Annotated in this window: 11 protein-coding genes; 4 read left to right on the forward strand and 7 right to left on the reverse strand. The window is 46.2% G+C overall.

What is annotated here, in order from left to right; genetic code table 11:
- Positions 1-4 precede the first annotated feature (4 nt).
- Together ABE504_RS22690 and ABE504_RS22695 are read right to left on the reverse strand one after the other, a co-directional pair.
- The gene (locus tag ABE504_RS22690; protein ID WP_430092992.1) at positions 5-2,242 is read right to left on the reverse strand and encodes a hypothetical protein; all 2,238 of its coding nucleotides are present in this window, start codon (positions 2,240-2,242) and stop codon (positions 5-7) included.
- A 267-nt stretch (positions 2,243-2,509) separates the two neighbouring features.
- On the reverse strand, positions 2,510-3,691 hold the full coding sequence (locus ABE504_RS22695) for a winged helix-turn-helix domain-containing protein (RefSeq protein WP_430092995.1): 1,182 nt from the start codon (positions 3,689-3,691) through the stop codon (positions 2,510-2,512).
- A 136-nt stretch (positions 3,692-3,827) separates the two neighbouring features.
- Between ABE504_RS22695 and ABE504_RS22700 the strand changes: the two genes are divergently transcribed.
- Entirely contained in the window at positions 3,828-5,240 is a 1,413-nt protein-coding gene (locus ABE504_RS22700; RefSeq protein ID WP_430092998.1) for a PQQ-dependent sugar dehydrogenase, read from the forward strand.
- 57 nt (positions 5,241-5,297) lie between these two features.
- Here ABE504_RS22700 and ABE504_RS22705 read toward each other — a convergent pair whose 3' ends face one another.
- On the reverse strand, positions 5,298-5,867 hold the full coding sequence (locus tag ABE504_RS22705) for a TetR/AcrR family transcriptional regulator (protein ID WP_430093001.1): 570 nt from the start codon (positions 5,865-5,867) through the stop codon (positions 5,298-5,300).
- 150 nt (positions 5,868-6,017) lie between these two features.
- On the opposite strand from ABE504_RS22705, the gene ABE504_RS22710 reads away from it, so the two are divergent.
- Positions 6,018-6,947: a ketopantoate reductase family protein gene (locus ABE504_RS22710; RefSeq protein ID WP_430093004.1), complete on the forward strand. Its 930-nt coding sequence runs from the start codon at positions 6,018-6,020 to the stop codon at positions 6,945-6,947.
- Positions 6,948-7,087: 140 nt separating this feature from the next.
- Here ABE504_RS22710 and ABE504_RS22715 read toward each other — a convergent pair whose 3' ends face one another.
- Positions 7,088-11,428 (reverse strand): leucine-rich repeat protein, encoded by a 4,341-nt coding sequence (locus tag ABE504_RS22715; protein WP_430093007.1) that lies wholly within the window; start codon positions 11,426-11,428, stop codon positions 7,088-7,090.
- Between the two features lie 147 nt (positions 11,429-11,575).
- Here ABE504_RS22715 and ABE504_RS22720 point away from each other — a divergent pair, with 147 nt between their 5' ends.
- Positions 11,576-13,315 (forward strand): histidine kinase N-terminal 7TM domain-containing protein, encoded by a 1,740-nt coding sequence (locus ABE504_RS22720; protein ID WP_430093008.1) that lies wholly within the window; start codon positions 11,576-11,578, stop codon positions 13,313-13,315.
- Positions 13,312-14,445 carry a response regulator gene (locus tag ABE504_RS22725; protein WP_430093010.1) on the forward strand — a complete coding sequence of 378 codons (1,134 nt, stop codon included), beginning with the start codon at positions 13,312-13,314 and terminating at the stop codon, positions 14,443-14,445. Before ABE504_RS22720 ends, ABE504_RS22725 begins: the two co-directional genes overlap by 4 nt.
- 199 nt (positions 14,446-14,644) lie before the next feature.
- Here the strand turns inward: ABE504_RS22725 and ABE504_RS22730 are convergent, their stop codons facing one another.
- From ABE504_RS22730 to ABE504_RS22740, 3 genes are read right to left on the reverse strand one after another with little or no spacing between them, the layout of a single operon-like run.
- Positions 14,645-15,100 carry a macro domain-containing protein gene (locus tag ABE504_RS22730; protein ID WP_430093183.1) on the reverse strand — a complete coding sequence of 152 codons (456 nt, stop codon included), beginning with the start codon at positions 15,098-15,100 and terminating at the stop codon, positions 14,645-14,647.
- A 23-nt stretch (positions 15,101-15,123) separates the two neighbouring features.
- A complete protein-coding gene (locus tag ABE504_RS22735; RefSeq protein ID WP_430093012.1) occupies positions 15,124-15,609 on the reverse strand; it encodes an NADAR family protein in 486 nt (161 codons plus the stop codon).
- A 21-nt stretch (positions 15,610-15,630) separates the two neighbouring features.
- Positions 15,631-16,533, reverse strand: coding sequence for an NUDIX hydrolase (locus tag ABE504_RS22740; RefSeq protein WP_430093015.1), 903 nt, complete (start codon positions 16,531-16,533; stop codon positions 15,631-15,633).
- Positions 16,534-16,662 lie beyond the last annotated feature (129 nt).

Below are 16,662 nucleotides of genomic sequence, written 5' to 3' on the forward strand. Positions count from 1 at the left end.
TTTTTCAGCTACCCGATTGCGGGGTAGGGGTAACGGGGCCATTGATCCTCTGCAACGCCTCTTTCATGATGTAGTAGCTTTGTTTCGGCCGTTCCACGTAATTCACCTTATCCTCCCAGCCCTGCCACGTGTATAGCGGCATCGCGGATACTTGCAGTGGCTGAGCTCCAGCTGAGCCCTCCCGGCCAACAACCTGTTCATTCTTCACAATCCACGGAACAAAACGAACACCTTTCACCTTCGTCACTTCGAATTTGTTCTTGCTCTGCGGGGTGTAGTTCATCACACTCAGCGAGCTTGGATCACTGAATCCCAGCAGCATCCACGGGATCCGTATTTCGAGCACCTGCCCTTGCACCTGCCACATCGCCTTCGAATTGTAGTCGGGACGCGACGGATCGCTGTAGCCTCTCTCTAAAATACCCACATCCACATCCCCGAAGGGGTGATTCACCCGGGAGTCGGGATATTCCAGCAGGTAATTGACCGCCAGCTTCCAAGGCTTGAAAATCCCCGAATCATCCTGCTTCTCCTTCGGATCAATATCCGGCAGTCCGGAACGCTCATACAGCCGGGCATGAATATCGTAATTGGAAGCGATCGTCATGCGGCTTTTCTGGTCATCCGACAATTGGATTAACGTTTCCAATCCTTCATCCAGCGTCATGCCGTGAAGCTCCGGTCCATGGCGATTGCCGCCGGGCAGCGTATCCGCCCCGAAATAAATGCTTTCCGCTGACGGGTCGAACGGCTCAGAGAGCTTGGCCATCACGTACAAGTAGCCTTCGTCATGCGTGGCCCAAATCTCCTCAAAGCCCGGAGCCTGCACATCGAGCTTCTTCTTATCCTTCAGCTTGTTCCAATCCGCGGCATCCCCATCGATATGAATCGCTTCGTCCTTGCCCGGGAACATCCCGAGTACCCCGAAAAAGGACTCATTCGTCAGCGTGTTATACCAGTACGCCCGGCGATCCGCTTCATCGTAGCGCTGCGTGTTCCACGTCTTCTTGAACCATTCATCCTGCCACGTGAACAAAATCGCCCCAGCGTAGCCGGACCCGTGAATCTCCTGCAGCAAGTCCGCATCGATTTCGCCCTGCTGCTTCTCGCTATGACCGCCTTGATCGCGGCCGAGTGTGCCCAAGTGAGCTACGCCCAAGGAGGCTGGCACGCCATATTCCGTCACCATCACCGGCATATTGGGGTGCGCTGCTTTTAACTTATTCAGGTAAGTAAGGTAACTATCTGGCTCCCCTTTGCTGTTCGTCATTTCCTGGAATGACTTATCAAAGGCAAAGAAATCCGGATAATACGGATACACATGATACGAGGCAAAATAGCCCGCCTCCCAATCCGCCGCCTCAATATGCGTGGGATCGACACTAACCAGATCCTCCTCAACCAACGGCTCACCCGGATGCGCGATCGGATCCGTCGTCACCCAGTTGGCGAACGCCATCGGATGCTGCCACCCATACTGAACCTCCGTTTGCGCCGCCGTGTCGACCATCAAGGCCAGCCACTTTTCAAAAGCGTTCGCACCCGGTTTATTTCGAAAATATGTTCCCACATAATCTGGGGTGTCCGCGTGAGCATCATTAGTCCCCTTCACCATCTTCGGGTCCCACTCCGTGCCGACAATCCAGCCCATCAGATACGGACCTGCATTGTATTTGTAGACACCTCCCGCTTTCCCCGAATGCGGCTCAGGTGTGAGCGTCGTCTTGCCATAAACCGCCGCAACCGCGTCTTTAATCTCCTGCTCGAACTTCGCCTTGATCTTGGGATCGAAAGCATCCTGCCCTTCAATCAGCTGCTCCTCCGGGCTCCAAATGCCCTGAAGGAAGAAAAGCGGATCCTTCTGATGCTTCATATTGTATTTGGCGAGCGCCTCGTAAAACTCAGGCATCATGATCGTATACACCCGGATCACATTTACGCCCATGTCCTGAATCATGCCAAACCATCGCTCATAGTCATCCTGCGAAATGGCCAGCTCCCCCGGAAAATGCCCCGGGATCGTCGCCCCCATATTAATCCCCTTCGCAAAATAGGGCTGCCAGGCCTCATTCGTATATTCCTCTACATTCGTACCTTCTGTCTTGAACTTCACATGTATGCCGCTAGCCAACGTCGTGCTTTCAATTCTGACCAAAAGCGGCCGCACCCAATAATAAAACGCACCGGCGACAATCGCTACGAAAAAACCGATCTTTATCAACAATTTAAGCCACTTGCGCATCCGATTCACCTTCGATAATTTGCTTAATTCTTCTGTCTATTGCCATGGTACGACAGGAAAGTGCAATTGTCTGTTTTCTAAGTGTTAAACATTGTGAGCAAATTAAGTGCGTTGTGTTCGAACTTTGAATTGTGTTATCGGAGGTTGAAAAGAGTGTGATCGAATTGTTAAAAGGGGGTAAGATTGTGTAAATGGGGTTGGTAAAAAGTAAAAACACCTGATTGGGGCATCAGGTGTTTCGAATTTGGAAAGATTCATTTCGCATGTTTAGAGAGAAATCGTCTCGCACCCATTGAATTTCGCAAACCTTTTGAAGCAATCGTCCAAGGCTGTCTGCAGCTTCTTTGTTGGCTTCACGCCTTTCTCATACCAGATGTTTTTAACAACAAGCTGCCTGGTTTTTCGCTCTGCGATTACCTCTACTCGTCCAATGAAGCTCTCTCCGTATAATAGCGGCAGAACATAATGTCCGAATTTCCGTTTGTGAACTGGCGTGTAAATCTCCCATGTGTAATCAAAGCCAAATAATTCGTTGATAAGCTTCCTGTCCCATATCATATTGTCCAGAGGGGCGATCAACTCGCAGCGAAATTGCAGCTTTGGATCTTTAAGGATGGCCTCGATAAGCGGCAAGTCTTCTGTGCGACAGTACAGGATGTCCTTCATTCCTTCAACGGTAACAGCAGCAACCTTAGCTTCGATCGATAACTGGCGAAAAACCTCGTTACGCTCGGCCGATTTCAGTCCCCATATGTTTAACCAAGCATCGGATGCCCGATTCCATAGGAGTCCAACAGCACCAATCCGACGCAATACCCGCCATTTTTGATGCTCAAGTTCACTAGGCAGCGGCTCTGGCGCATTCAACACATTTGCCTGTATGTACTTCTCGGCGATATCATAGTATTTTCGCGTGCCTTTTTTGTGCTCGATAATCAACTCGCCCGTCGAGTACATCTGTTCCAGTACGGAACGAGATGCATTGTTGCCACCGCTCCAGTGAATTGCCGATCGCCAGGAGAAATCCACATCCAATTTAATATCATCCGAGCTTATCGCACCGTGATTTTGGATATGAGTCCGTACTTGCTCCGTCAAAGCTTGCATGTCAGGATAGTGTTCGGCATGCTGCCGGGCGGCCCGCCTGTACCTTTCAAAATACGGCCAGTCTTCGACAGGAATAATGGCTAGATTCTTATCGGGATAATCAACTAAACGTCTATCTTGATACAGCAGCTCCTCAAGCATTTCCTTGGTAAATCCCTTCACTCGCGATTGAAGCACCAGTTCGGCATTTTTTCCGCACACATCGATGGGATCGTATTGGAGGCAGCTTGCCTGTCGAACAAAATCCAAAATGCCCTGTTTTCCTATAAATCTGTATTCCCCTAGCAGACCGTGCTTCAACAACATAAATTGCCGTGCTTGACGGATGGTTAATTTGATCATTGGACACCTGCTCTTATTTTTTATTGACTATATGGGTAAAATTCACTGGCTAATCATGCCCCTAACCTCAGTTTGGTGCTAATAAAAAAACTTCATCATATTCTAAAATAGATTATGACAATCAGGGGGGATTTAGTTGAATAAAGTAAAAGTCACTCTACGGCCTATTGTCAGTAGGATAAACTTACCCACCGTTATAAAAACAACATTCCTTCCGGGTGACTCCATTGAAAGCATCATGATCGCAACACAGGTCGGAGAAATCTTTTTTATTAGAAACGGAGCTATAGGGACTTTTTTGGATATTCGCCAGCGAATCTTAAAACTAGGCGGCTCCAGCGGCGGATACGATGAACGAGGACTCGTAGGTCTAGCTTTTCATCCCCAATTTTACCACAACGGATTATTTTATCTCCATTACTCACTAGCTGGAACCCAAGGTCCAGTTGCATTTTCCGAATCTTTTAAGCCTAACCCGTGTGATCCCCGAACTTTAAACTTAAAGTGGATAGATAGGGAAATTAAATATGATCATATTGATACCGTTGAAGAATGGATTCTGCAATCGAATGGGCAGTCTCATCGACGGCGTGCATTACTTAATATACGAAGGCCATTTTTAAATCATAATGGGGTCAACAGCTTAAACTTTTCACCTGAAACAGGAAAACTTGTTTTAACGACCGGGGACGGCGGATCAGCCTATGACCCGTTTAATTTAAGCCAAGATAGTATGGAAATCGCGGGTAAAATTATTGAAATTGATGTAAGCATGAATTCATTTATTGATAATCCGCCTGTGGTTACACGGTTTAATGAACTGCCTGAATCTATTCAGAAAATGCTTACGGTCATTGCAAAAGGGGTACGCAATATAACCGGCATTTCCTATCAGAGGCTCCATGATAAGTATATTAAATACGCGGGGAATGTCGGACAAGATCTGGTAGAATCGATTTTTTCATTCGTTCATTATAAGCCAATACCGGTTACTCAGCTTGTCCAAGCCTCTATTGTGGGGTCGGAGACCGACCAAGAAGGATTAATTAACTTTGGCTGGCGAGGGTGGGAAGGTAGTTTACCTACGACTGTGGTACGAAGCTGCCCCGTAAATGCAGGTCTGAACGAAAAAAATATTTCGTATTTCAATGAGACCCTGGAAACTTCAGCGCTGCGTCTTCCGCCGCTAACGAGTTATTATCATGAAGATCCTCGTCCCGACAAGTTTGGAGGGACTGCACTCACTGGGGTTCAGGCTTATAATGGAAACGATATCCCTGATTTATTGGGAAGCGTCGTGTTTACCGATCTTGCTCGTGCTCATTCAAAACCTCCTGTTAGGGGGGTTCTAGCCTATACAAGGGTAACAGCCGATTGTAAACAAAACGATTATCATGTAATAGAAACGGATCATAATTTTGGGTCTAATTCTGCTTATTACGTTAGTTTAGGAACAAATCTGAATCAAACCCGGCTATATTTAGGGGTTTATGGTTCTATGAAAGTGGCTGAGTTTAACCAAGGCACTGTATTTGAGATTTTTCCATGATTCAACTAAAGCCCGTACCGTGTCGGTAAATCCATTAAATACCATTTTGATCCGCGTTTACCCTTTATTGACCGTACCAAAGAAGTAATACGGTTTTATCCCATTTGCAAATAGGCTATCGATCAGCTTGACCAATTCTTCCGACGATAAATCTTTGCCGTTGCGTATCCAAAGGCGAAACAAAGAGATTAATGTTGAGATGTAAAACTCAATCAGGTATGGCGCTAAGCTATCATTTGTTGGGAAGTCTGCAATCAATCTTTCAAAGGGAATTTCTCTTTTCAGGCGTTCAACAAAATGAACAGAACCATAGTCGCCCAAGAGAGCTTTAAGAACCGAAATTTCCTCTGCATTTTCCAAGCATTGAAGCGCATCTTGGAAAGTATGCGTAGAAAGCTCCCTGCTTGCCATTTCCTCGTTAATGGATTTCAAAACACACTCTTCCACATAGTCCAACAACTCATAAATATCCGTAAAGTATTGATAAAAAGTACTGCGGTTATATCCTGACTTGTTGGCAATCTCTTGAATAGATATTTTTTCAATTGGTTTTTGACTATATAAATCACAGAATACATTTACAAAGGTTTGCCTGGTTTTGTCCGTAATTTCAGGCTGCTTGTTCATGATTTGCCTCCATTTCCGGTTCATATAGATGATCCGACAGATATTGAAAATCTGATGGTTGATGACAGGTTGGTGAATCCATACAATACTATTATACAACACGTTGTTGGATCAACAACAAGAATTATCAACTATTTTCGGGAGGCTAACATGAAAATCTTATTCTTCGGTAGAGGTGTAATATCGACCCAATATGCGTGGGCTTTCGAGCAGGCAGGGCATACAGTAGAGTTTTACGTTAGAAAGGGGAGAAAAGAAACCTTCGGAGGCTGTATCGAGCTTGAAATGTGGGACGCACGAAAAGGGAAAAAGCTAATAAAAGAAAGCTGGAACGTCAAACTGCATGAGGAGATCCTTCCAAATTATGATCTCATTATTGTGAGCGTCAACACGGAACAACTTCCGGAAGCAGCACAATTCCTATCAACTGCTGCAGGAAATACCCCTGTCCTCATATTCAACAACATTTGGCAAGACTTGAAATCATCGATCGCACCATTGTCTATGAACAATGTTGTCTTTGGCTTCCCGGGAGCAGGAGGCGGCATAGCGGAAAATACGCTTAGAGGCGGCTTTTTGAAAATGGTATTTCTAGAAAAACCACGGGCAGGCACTGAGCATATGAACAACAAGGTCAAAGAACTATTTGAAAGTGCCCATTTTAAAATTAGTTGGGTAAAGGATATGCAAAACTGGCTATGGAATCACTTTGCCATGAATGCAGCGATGGAGGCCGAGGTGATAAAACGGGGAAGTTTTCCGGCACTCATGGACCACAAGGCCTCATTTGCAAATGTTGGGTTACATATGAGAGAAATGATCCCTGTACTTAAAGCAAGAGGTGCAAAGCTTGATGCCATTTCCCTCCTACTGACTAAAATTCCACCGGGACTTCTCGGCATACTTTTTAACAAGGTTATTTTTGCAAAAGGCAGCTTAGCGCGGCTTTTTGTGGAATACAACAATAGTAAAGCAGGTTTTGCGGTACTTGAAGTTGTGAGAGAAGCAAAAAAGGCGGGCATACCTTTGCCGCGTCTTACGATGGCATTTGAAAATACGGAATATGCAAAAGAATTATAAAGAAACCTTCGATGGATTGAGGCGCATAGACTTCCAAAATGTCCTCCATCCGCGCGACAAATTGTACGAATTAAATTGTAGCTGCGGGGACGCAATAACTCGCGTCCCCAACTAGAATACATCTACCACCAACGCCATTGTCAATCCAAAAATTCAATCATAACCATTAATCGGTGCAACATGACAGCTGCTTGTGCACGTGTTGCCGATGCAGTCGGCGCTAGCCGGTCTGTATTCATACCTTGAATAAGTTTACTAGCGACAGCTTCCGACATCGCAGCTCGAGCCCAAGCTGACACTTCCGAAGCATCAGTAAACGAAGTGAGCGAATTGGGGATCTGCTCGATAGAATTGAATTCCTCTTTCACGAGTGCATGCGCATTCATGAGCATAACTGCAATTTGCTCCCGCGTAATCTGTGCCTCCGGTGCAAAATGTGTTGAACTGATCCCATTCACTAATCCAGCCCTGAAGGCTGCTTCAACTTCGGTGGAATACCAAGAAGTGGCAGCTACATCTTCGAATACATCTCCTGCACCAGTACGATCAGTCTTGATTCCTAGTGCACGCACCAGTAATGATGCAAATTCAGCACGAGTAATGTTGCGATTCGGTGCATAGTCATTGATCGTTATTCCTCTGACAATCCGTTTGGATCCTAGTTGCTCAACCTCGGACTCCGCCCAATGCCCTTGCATGTCAGCGAATTCGATCCGATCCGTCTCCAGTACCGCATAGATACTATTGTGCGGCATCTGTATCACGGAATCTTGTTGGCCATTACTTCGGTTAGCCATAATCGCTGGTACATACGTGAATGTTCGGCCATCTGGATCGTATAGGACGGCCAAGTAATTTCGATTGGCGAATTGTTCGTCCAGCACGATCGACTTGGTCATATACGTGCCGCCAAAATCGGTTATCTCAACCCATTTATCTCCACCTGATACAAACAATTGAAATTCAATCACCTGGCTGAGCAATGTCATCCCTTGCTCGTCCGCAGCTAATATGAAATCTTCCTTAGTCTCGCCGGTTAAGGCAGAGATTTTAATAATCACATTCATTTCGTCAACTGCCATACCTAATCGTGTGGCCAGTTGATCTAAATCCAGTATGTTTACTTTTAATTGAAAGCTGGATCCGTTCAGCTGCATGTCGAACTCGAGATGCGGATTAATATCCTTGAATTCTGCCAGTCGTTTACCTGGTAGATGCAATTCCACATCGGGCAGATGGTCATCAATGATAACACGAATCACTGGACGATCATCATCCAGCAGCTTGGGAATTTCATCCCACACATCATCAGGCAGATTCACAACTTCTTTAACCCCGCCGTTGTCCTTCGGCACCTCCTTGATATCACGTGGAGCCACCTCTATAATGATAACGCCAGGACCAATCGATAGGATTGTACGAGGATCGGAATCTTCTGGCGAGTCCGGCGGTGTAGAGTCACCTGAAGATGTACTTTGTACAATGTTGCTGATTGTGATCATCTCAACCGCTTCATTGCCGGCATTGTCCCTTGCATAGACGGTGTAAGTACCGTTCGAAGTTACGGTAAATGCATTACCGACAATGGCTTCCCCACCAGTCGTGAAGAACACTGTTCCTTCATTGCCTGCTGCCCATTTCAACTCGCTGATTCCACTATTGGCATAGGCAGCTACCGTTACTGTAACTTCCCCATTCGTTGAACTTGTCGGATTCCCTGACAAATCAATCGTAGGCACGCTGCGGTCAATATTGCTGATTGCAATCGTCTCAACCGCTTCATTGCCGGCATTGTCCCTTGCATAGACGGTGTAAGTACCATTCGCTGTTACAGTAAATGCATTACCGACAATGGCTTCCCCGCCAGTCGTGAAGAACACTGTTCCTTCATTGCCTGTTGCCCATTTCAGCTCGCTGATTCCACTATTGGCATAAGCAGCTACAGTTACTGTAACATCCCCATTCGTTGAACTTGTCGGACTCCCTGTTAAATCGATCGTAGGCACGTTGCGGTCAATATTGCTGATTGTGATCATCTCAACCGCTTCATTGCCGGCATTGTCCCTTGCATAGACGGTGTAAGTACCGTTCGAAGTTACGGTAAATGCATTACCGACAATGGCTTCCCCACCAGTCATGAAAAACACTGTTCCTTCATTGCCTGCTGCCCATTTTAACTCGCCGATTCCACTATTGGCATAGGCAGCTACAGTTACTGTAACATCCCCATTCGTTGAACTTGTCGGACTCCCTGTCAAATCGATCGTAGGCACGTTGCGGTCAATATTGCTGATTGTGATCGTCTGCACAGCTTCGTTTCCTGCCTCATCTCGGGCATAAACGGTATACATTCCGTTAGCAATAGCGTCGAACGAGCCACCTGAGAGCACTTGGCCTCCCGTTGCGAAGAACGCGGCAACTTGGCTGCCTGCAGCCCATTTCACGCTGTTAATGGCGCTGCCCGTACCATCCGTTCCGACTGTTACGGTAACATTCCCATTCGTCGGTGTTGTCGGGCTAGCTGTCAAATCAATAGATGGGCTAGTATGATCAACCTTAAATACGACTGTATATTGTTCTGTAGAGTTGTCTGGAGCTTCCACATCCAAGGTAATTGTCACCGTGCCTTCGGCAAGTCCGATGGATGGGGAGTCCGACCCGTACGGCACTAGCGCATGATTGACTTGCACTTCCGAGAACGGGACAACAGGAGTTGGCGTCACGATGACGGCATTCGCATTTGTCGTCAGGTTGAAGGTGCGTGCCGCCGGATTGAATGTCAACCCGGGTATGTTAATTTCCAGGTCTGCGAGCTCTGCCGTGATTTTCTGAAAATGGAGACCGTTCGTCGATGCAAAAGTCTGTGAAGTTGATGAATCTTCACTATATAGTATCAAGCTGGATGAGCTGCCATTAAAGATATTGTTGTGATTAAATGTAACAGCCGGATTAAGGACCAAAACATCCGAAAGTTGAGGATTGTTAATAAATGCCCCTTGTCCAATTGTCGTCACACTTTCCGGAATCACCAGCGATTCCAGTTGATTGTCATAGAAAGCATCAACGCCGATCGTCGTGAGACTACCAGGGAGGGTCAAACTCTTCAGATTGTTGTCTAGAAACGCCCCTTGTTCAATCGTCGTCACGCCGACTGGAATCATCAGAGCGGTTAGTTGATTGTCCCTGAAGGCATCAGTCCTGATCGTCGTGAGACTATTGGGAAGGGTCAAGCTCGTCAGATTGTTAGATTGAAACGCCGCTTCTTCAATCGTCGTCATACTATCCGGAATCATCAGCGAGGACAGTTGATTGCCCTTGAAAGCGTAAGATCCGATCGTTGTGAGGCTGCTAGGGAGGGTCAAATTCGTCAGATTGTTCGTTAGAAACGCCCCTTGCCCGATCGTCGTAACGCTATCCGGAATCGTCAGCGAGGACAGTTGATTCTCCCTGAAAGCATCAACTCCGATCGTTGTGAGGTTGCTAGGGAGGGGCAAACTCGTCAGTTGGTTCGCTTGAAACGCCCCTTGCCCGATCGTCGTCACACTATCCGGAATCGTTAGCGATGGCAGTTGATTGCCCCTGAAAGCGTACGGTCCGATCGTCGTGAGACTATTAGGGAGGGTCACACTCGTCAAATTGTTGTCTAGAAACGCCGCTTCTTCAATCGTCGTCACGCCGATTGGAATCGTCAGCGTGGCCAGTTGATTGTCCCTGAAAGCATCAATTCCGATCGTTGTGAGGTTACTAGGGAGGGTCAGACTCGTCAGATTGTTGGATTGAAACGCCCCTTGCCCGATCGTCGTCACGTTATCTGGAATCGTCAGCGTGGCCAATTGATTGCCCCTGAAAGCATCAACTCCGATCGTTGTGAGGCTGCTAGGGAGGGTCAAACTCGTCAGATTGTTGGATTGAAACACCCCTTGCTCGATCGTGGTCGCGTTATCTGGAATCGTCAGCGTGGCCAATTGATTGTTCTTGAAAGCATCAACTCCGATCGTTGTGAGGTTGCTAGGGAGGATCAAATTCGTCAGTTGGTTCGCTTTAAACGCCCCTTGCCCGATCGTCGTCACGCTATCCGGAATTGTTAGCGAGGCCAGTTGATTTTCACTGAAAGCATAAATTCCGATCGTTGTGAGGCTGCTAGGGAGAGTCAAATTAGTCAGTTGGTTCCCTTGAAACGCCCCTTTCCCAATCGTCGTCACGCTATTCGGAATCGTCAGAGAAGGAATTTGTCTCGTATTGAAAGCATCCACACCGATTTCGACCACGATTAATCCGCCACCCACAAGATTAGGTATGACAACATCCACTCCGTTGGTTCCCGTGTAGTTTGTGATTTTAGCGGTGCCGCCGCCCAGATCCTCGTATTGAAAATCTCCATCCGTAGCGGCACTGGATACTGGAATCGATATAACACTACCTAACAATAGCACTATTGACAGTGCAATAAGTCCTATTTTACGTGAAAAACCTTGCAACATAGTGAATACCCACCTTTCACATCTGCATATATAATGATTACGCAAGCAATTTGTTTACATCCTAGCATACTGCTATGATAAAATTATGATAGAATTCAACTATATCACCCAATTTCTCCCAACTCCAAAGGAGTAACTGACCTAATTATGGATGAATTATGGGCTTTACCCTCAATCACAATCATACTTTCGGCCATTCTCATGTGCATCATGCTGATGTATGCGATCGTGTACCGTCAAGAACGAGGTGTGCGATATTTCGTATGGGTATTAGTCTGCCGAGTCGTTTACGCCGGGTGTGTGATTCTCGAGATCAGTCGTTCAGACTTGCAATCCAAGCTTTTTTTTCGAAATATAGAGCAAACGGCACTTTTATTTATGGTCCCGTTGATGGTGCTTTTTGTCTTGGACCTAGTCGGCAAGGACAAGTGGTTGAGGCTAAGATGGAGCCTCTCTCTATTAGCCGTATTCGCTTGCTGGGCAGTGGTCATCTGGGCGGAGCCTTATTGGCATGTCATTAATAGAACGCAAGAGTTGATCAATGGACACCTGGTCACGACCAAAACACCGTATTCCCTTGCTTTCAATCTAATGTGCTACGCCATTATTGCTTGCTGCGTATTTGTTCTAGTCCGTTACATACGAAGCACGCGCCCCGAAATCCGCAGAGCTGGCATGTGGCTGCTCCTATTCGGATGCATTCCAGCATTGGTGGAGATGATGAAGTTATTCAAGCCCAATCTCTCCCCCTGGCTCCTCCCTCTTTCCGTCTATAGCGGGATTTGCGGCATCATCATGTTCTGGATTATTTTGCGCAAAAAGCTTTTTTCAAGCGTTCCCATGGCAAGGAATATCGTTGTAGAGACGATGCATGAAGGGATGCTCATTATGAATACGGATGGAAATATAATCGATAGCAATAGATTTGCTCGCTTATTGTTAGAAGTTGATGATAACCGTCCAATTCTAGGCCGTAGTTATGGGGAAGTACTCACAGCTTGGCCACAGTGGCAGTCTGCATGCGCCCGCATGGAAGAATGCCGAGTGGAGATCAGTACCCGGATCGGACATGAGAAGAAATCATACATCGTGAATGTCTACCCATTCTTCACCCAGCGACAACGCAAGCTAGGAACCATCTCCATCATTATCGATATTACGGAGAAGCAACAAGCGCTGGAGCAAATCGCCCGTCTTAATCAAATGAAGGATCAGCTGTTCACAGCCGTATCCCATGACATTCGTAATCCGTTAGCCGTTCAAATCAATTTATTGGAATTGCTAGAGCAGGATAACGAATCCTCGCACCAAGCGAACAGAGAGGTTTTCCACGCATTAAGCGAACAAATTCGCAACACCTATGCGATGGTTGAGAATCTAGTGGAATGGTTTCGCGGCCAGAAGGAAGGGATTGTGTTACATCCCGAATCGTTTATCTTATCAAGAGCTGTTGAAGAAGCATGCCGTATACTAGTTTTGAATTGTGAAGTGAAGCAGTTAACTTTGCAAATCCATGTGGACGAAGAAATCCGGGTCCACACCGACCGCGAAGTCCTCATTCTTGTTATCCGCAATCTTCTATCCAATGCGATTAAGTATTCCATTCAGGGCGGAGTGATCCTAATCCGCGCAATCGCTTCCGGAGGCAGAGTCGAAATCACCGTTCAAGATGATGGCATAGGGATGAGTGAGAAACAGATTAGCCATGTGTTCGATGACACGCGATTTGATTCCACTATAGGCACTGCTGGTGAGAAGGGAACTGGTTTAGGCTTACTCGTAAGCCGGCAATTCCTACGACTGTGCGATGGACATCTCAAAGTGCGCAGTAAGCTAGGAAGTGGCAGCAGCTTTACTATCGTTCTAGAGGATGGGGATTTACGATGAGGGTTATTGTGATTGATGATGAGAAGGCCATGCATATCGTGATGAATCGCTTACTATCCGAGATAAGCGGCGTAGTCGTGGTTGGTTGCTATCAGAATGCCGCACAGGCGCTGGAGCAAATACGGCAAGAAGCCATTGATCTAGTATTCATTGATATCATGATTGGGCAGGATCACGGGTTAGAGGTCGCCCGTCAACTCCGTTCCACCCACAGTGAGATAGACATCGTGTTCGTAACCTCGCACAAGGAGTTTGCTATCGATTCATTCGACAGTTATCCTCTGGATTATATGATCAAACCGGTTTCGAAATCACGCCTGGAACAGACGATCGCGCGAGCCGCAGCAAGAATCAGTGAAAAGTCCGCGATTGCGGGCGGCCCTGCCGGAAGTCTGATGGTGCGAGCCTTTGGAGGATTTGAAGTAAGGAGCGAACACACTGGTCCTGCGAGGTGGATCTCGAAGAAAAGTATGGAGTTATTTGCCTACCTGCTGATGCATAAAGGCCGCCCGGTGTCCAAAAGCCGGATCATCGAACACATTTACTCAGACATGTTACAGGAGAATGTTGCAACCTACGTTAATACGAATGTCTATCAGCTTCGTAAAACCCTGCAGGCACTTGGGCATAAGAACATCGTTGTCCATTCTCAGGAACAATACTGGCTGATCCTCGATCATATTAAGATCGACTTCTTGCAATTCGAGGATCAGGTTTCTCAATTGACTGGAATTGAATCCGATCATATTGAGAAGGCATTGGCATGCGAGCAACTGTATACCGGTGAATTATTCGAGGACCGATCCTATGAATGGTCGATTACCGAGCAAATCCGTCTGCACAGCTTGTATTCCCAATTCGCCAAACGGCTGAGTCGGTATCTGCTAACGCACCGTAGAGCCGAGCACGCAATCCTCTTAATCAAGAAGCTGCTTCTAAGCGATGAATGGGACGAGGAAGCGAACCTGTTACTGCTTCAAGCTTATGTAGAATTGAAGGATCATGTATCATTTACGCAACATTATACGTACATATCCAATCTGTACCAGCAAGAATTATCTGTCCCCCTCCCCGTTGAATTCTCGGAGATCTATGAAAACTTCATAAATAAATGCAAAAAGACACCTTAGAGCAATTGTCATCACTCTAAGGTGTTTTCTGTTTACACAATGTGGGCAAACAAAGCTCCAGCAAGTAACCCCAGCTTAAGCGTGAGTTTAAAAGCAAGAAGAGCCTTACGCGGTCGTTGTAAGCGATTTGACCTATGTCCGTGTCGTAGGAAAATCATACAATTCACTCCATTACATGAACTTCGTTTAATCCTATCTTCTATTCCAATTTATATAGGGTAATGTCAACATCAGTAAAAATATCACGGATCATTCCTAAGACAATATTCCAATCCCCACCGCCGCGGTCACAGCCAATTTTGTAAGGAAGTGCAACTGAGAACTGGTTAGCTTTGGCAAACTCGTACAACTGGGTGAGAGCGTCTCTTAAAGCGTCATCGTTCGTATATTTCCTGCCATCCCTACCGAATGTTTGCTGGCCAAATAAATTTGCTACATATTTATTTGTACCATGATCAAGTTCGACAATTTGACACGATCCAAGCAAGCTCCCTTTATTATCGTTACAAAATCGCACATACTCTCTAAACACCTCAGGATAGAGCTGTTTCATTTGCTTAGCTACACCCGAGCCCATTACGGCCTGACAATTGACTTGATGGCCAATAATGGATTCGGATGCTTGAAATAAGTCCCCTGTAACGAAATTAACCATCCTACTCACTTCACTTTCCTCTCTCATTTATTCATCTTAAAGAGCAGGTCTTCCCTTAAATTCGTAAGCACTTCACCCAGCCAGTTAGTCCCTCTCCATGTTACTCGGTTCAAGATGAGTGGATCATCTTCTAGCAGCCCTACACCCCATATGCAGTCGGTCGGACTTGCTTCTACCAGTGTGGTGCCTTGTGTTGCGAGCAGCTTCTCGAGAAGCTGCTGGTTCTGGGTAAATTTTGCGTAATTCCCCTCGTACACGAATTGTTTGCAGTGAGTTTCCCATTTGTCACGATGAAAGTTGCGTACCGCCCGCCCAAGCTCTTTCTGCTCACGTGGAGTTTGGGCGGATAAAACCTTTGCGGCGATTTCCTCATCTTTAAAAAGCTTCGCCTTTTGATACATCATGTATTGTTCAGCGCAATTGAAGCTGATTCCATTTATTTCAAATAAAGCAGGATGCCATTGTGAAAATGGCGATTCCGTCCGGTAGAAAAAAGTGAACTTTTCCATATTAAATCCGTCCTCACATGGTTAAGTGTTCTCCCAATTGGGGTTAAAGCGATAAAGCTTGGAGGGGCGATGTCCAGCATCCTTTGTAAATTCATTGGTCTCTGTGACCATCGGCGCAATCTTTCTTCGAAATGCTGCGGCAAGAAGCTCTTTTCCGAGAATTACCTCGTAAACCTGTTGAAGCTCTGACAGCGTGAAAAAAGGAGTCATAAGATGGAACGCAATGTCGGTGTATTCGATTTTATTATGCAACCGCTCTATGGCGTATTCAATGATCTTGGCATGATCAAAAGCGAGCCCATGTGACTCGACAATCTCGCGGCTGATTCTCCTCGTTCGGCCAGTAATCGTCGTTATTATCTTCACCGTTGCGGTTAGAAGCTCCGCTTCATGCTTCAGGGTTATTTTTATGAGACGCTCAAATTCGTACCCCTCTTCGAGAATGGTTTTTTTCTCTTGGAAAACTTGATGGTTAACTTCAAACCAGCGCGCGTCCTCTGCATCGTCACCCGCCCTAACATCTAAAGACGTCCGGTCTACAAGCGCCATATAAGAGGAACTGATTACCCGTGTTCTCGGGTCACGCCCCACGTCGCCCCATGTAAATAACTGTTCCATATAGAGGTTCTCAATATTGGCTTCGCTTTTCAATTCTCTTTGTGCCGCTTCTTCAATGCTTTCATGTACAGATACAAATCCTCCCGGCAACGCCCATTGACCCAAATAAGGGTGTTCGCCCCTCTTAATGAGCAACAACTGCAAGGTTTTTTCGGGCAGCTTCCGATAATTATCTTGCTCTTTATCAAACACAGTAAATATAAGCATGTCTACGGTCACCGAAGGACGCTCATATATACTGGCATCATATGTTTGCAAAAATTCCTGCTCCGTCAGCCCGTTGCGGTCACGATTGATTTCCGTCATCTTAATCACCTGTTATTTCTATTTTGTTAATAACATATTATTAATATCTAATTGTTATTATATAGATCTACATACTGTTGTCAATACATGGAAAATAAAAAAGCCCGAATTCTCGGGCTTTTAAGTGGA

It is taken from the genome of Paenibacillus oryzisoli (genome assembly GCF_050467285.1).
Classification (GTDB): domain Bacteria; phylum Bacillota; class Bacilli; order Paenibacillales; family NBRC-103111; genus Paenibacillus_E; species Paenibacillus_E oryzisoli_A.

Bases quoted from the DNA above. Each gene is read 5' to 3' on its own strand.
- ABE504_RS22720 (WP_430093008.1), top strand. From the start codon at position 11,576: ATGGATGAATTATGGGCTTTACCCTCAATCACAATCATACTTTCGGCC.
- ABE504_RS22730 (WP_430093183.1), bottom strand. From the start codon at position 15,100: ATGGTTAATTTCGTTACAGGGGACTTATTTCAAGCATCCGAATCCATT.
- ABE504_RS22705 (WP_430093001.1), bottom strand. From the start codon at position 5,867: ATGAACAAGCAGCCTGAAATTACGGACAAAACCAGGCAAACCTTTGTA.
- ABE504_RS22690 (WP_430092992.1), bottom strand. From the start codon at position 2,242: ATGCGCAAGTGGCTTAAATTGTTGATAAAGATCGGTTTTTTCGTAGCG.
- ABE504_RS22735 (WP_430093012.1), bottom strand. From the start codon at position 15,609: ATGGAAAAGTTCACTTTTTTCTACCGGACGGAATCGCCATTTTCACAA.
- ABE504_RS22740 (WP_430093015.1), bottom strand. From the start codon at position 16,533: ATGACGGAAATCAATCGTGACCGCAACGGGCTGACGGAGCAGGAATTT.
- ABE504_RS22715 (WP_430093007.1), bottom strand. From the start codon at position 11,428: ATGTTGCAAGGTTTTTCACGTAAAATAGGACTTATTGCACTGTCAATA.
- ABE504_RS22725 (WP_430093010.1), top strand. From the start codon at position 13,312: ATGAGGGTTATTGTGATTGATGATGAGAAGGCCATGCATATCGTGATG.
- ABE504_RS22710 (WP_430093004.1), top strand. From the start codon at position 6,018: ATGAAAATCTTATTCTTCGGTAGAGGTGTAATATCGACCCAATATGCG.
- ABE504_RS22695 (WP_430092995.1), bottom strand. From the start codon at position 3,691: ATGATCAAATTAACCATCCGTCAAGCACGGCAATTTATGTTGTTGAAG.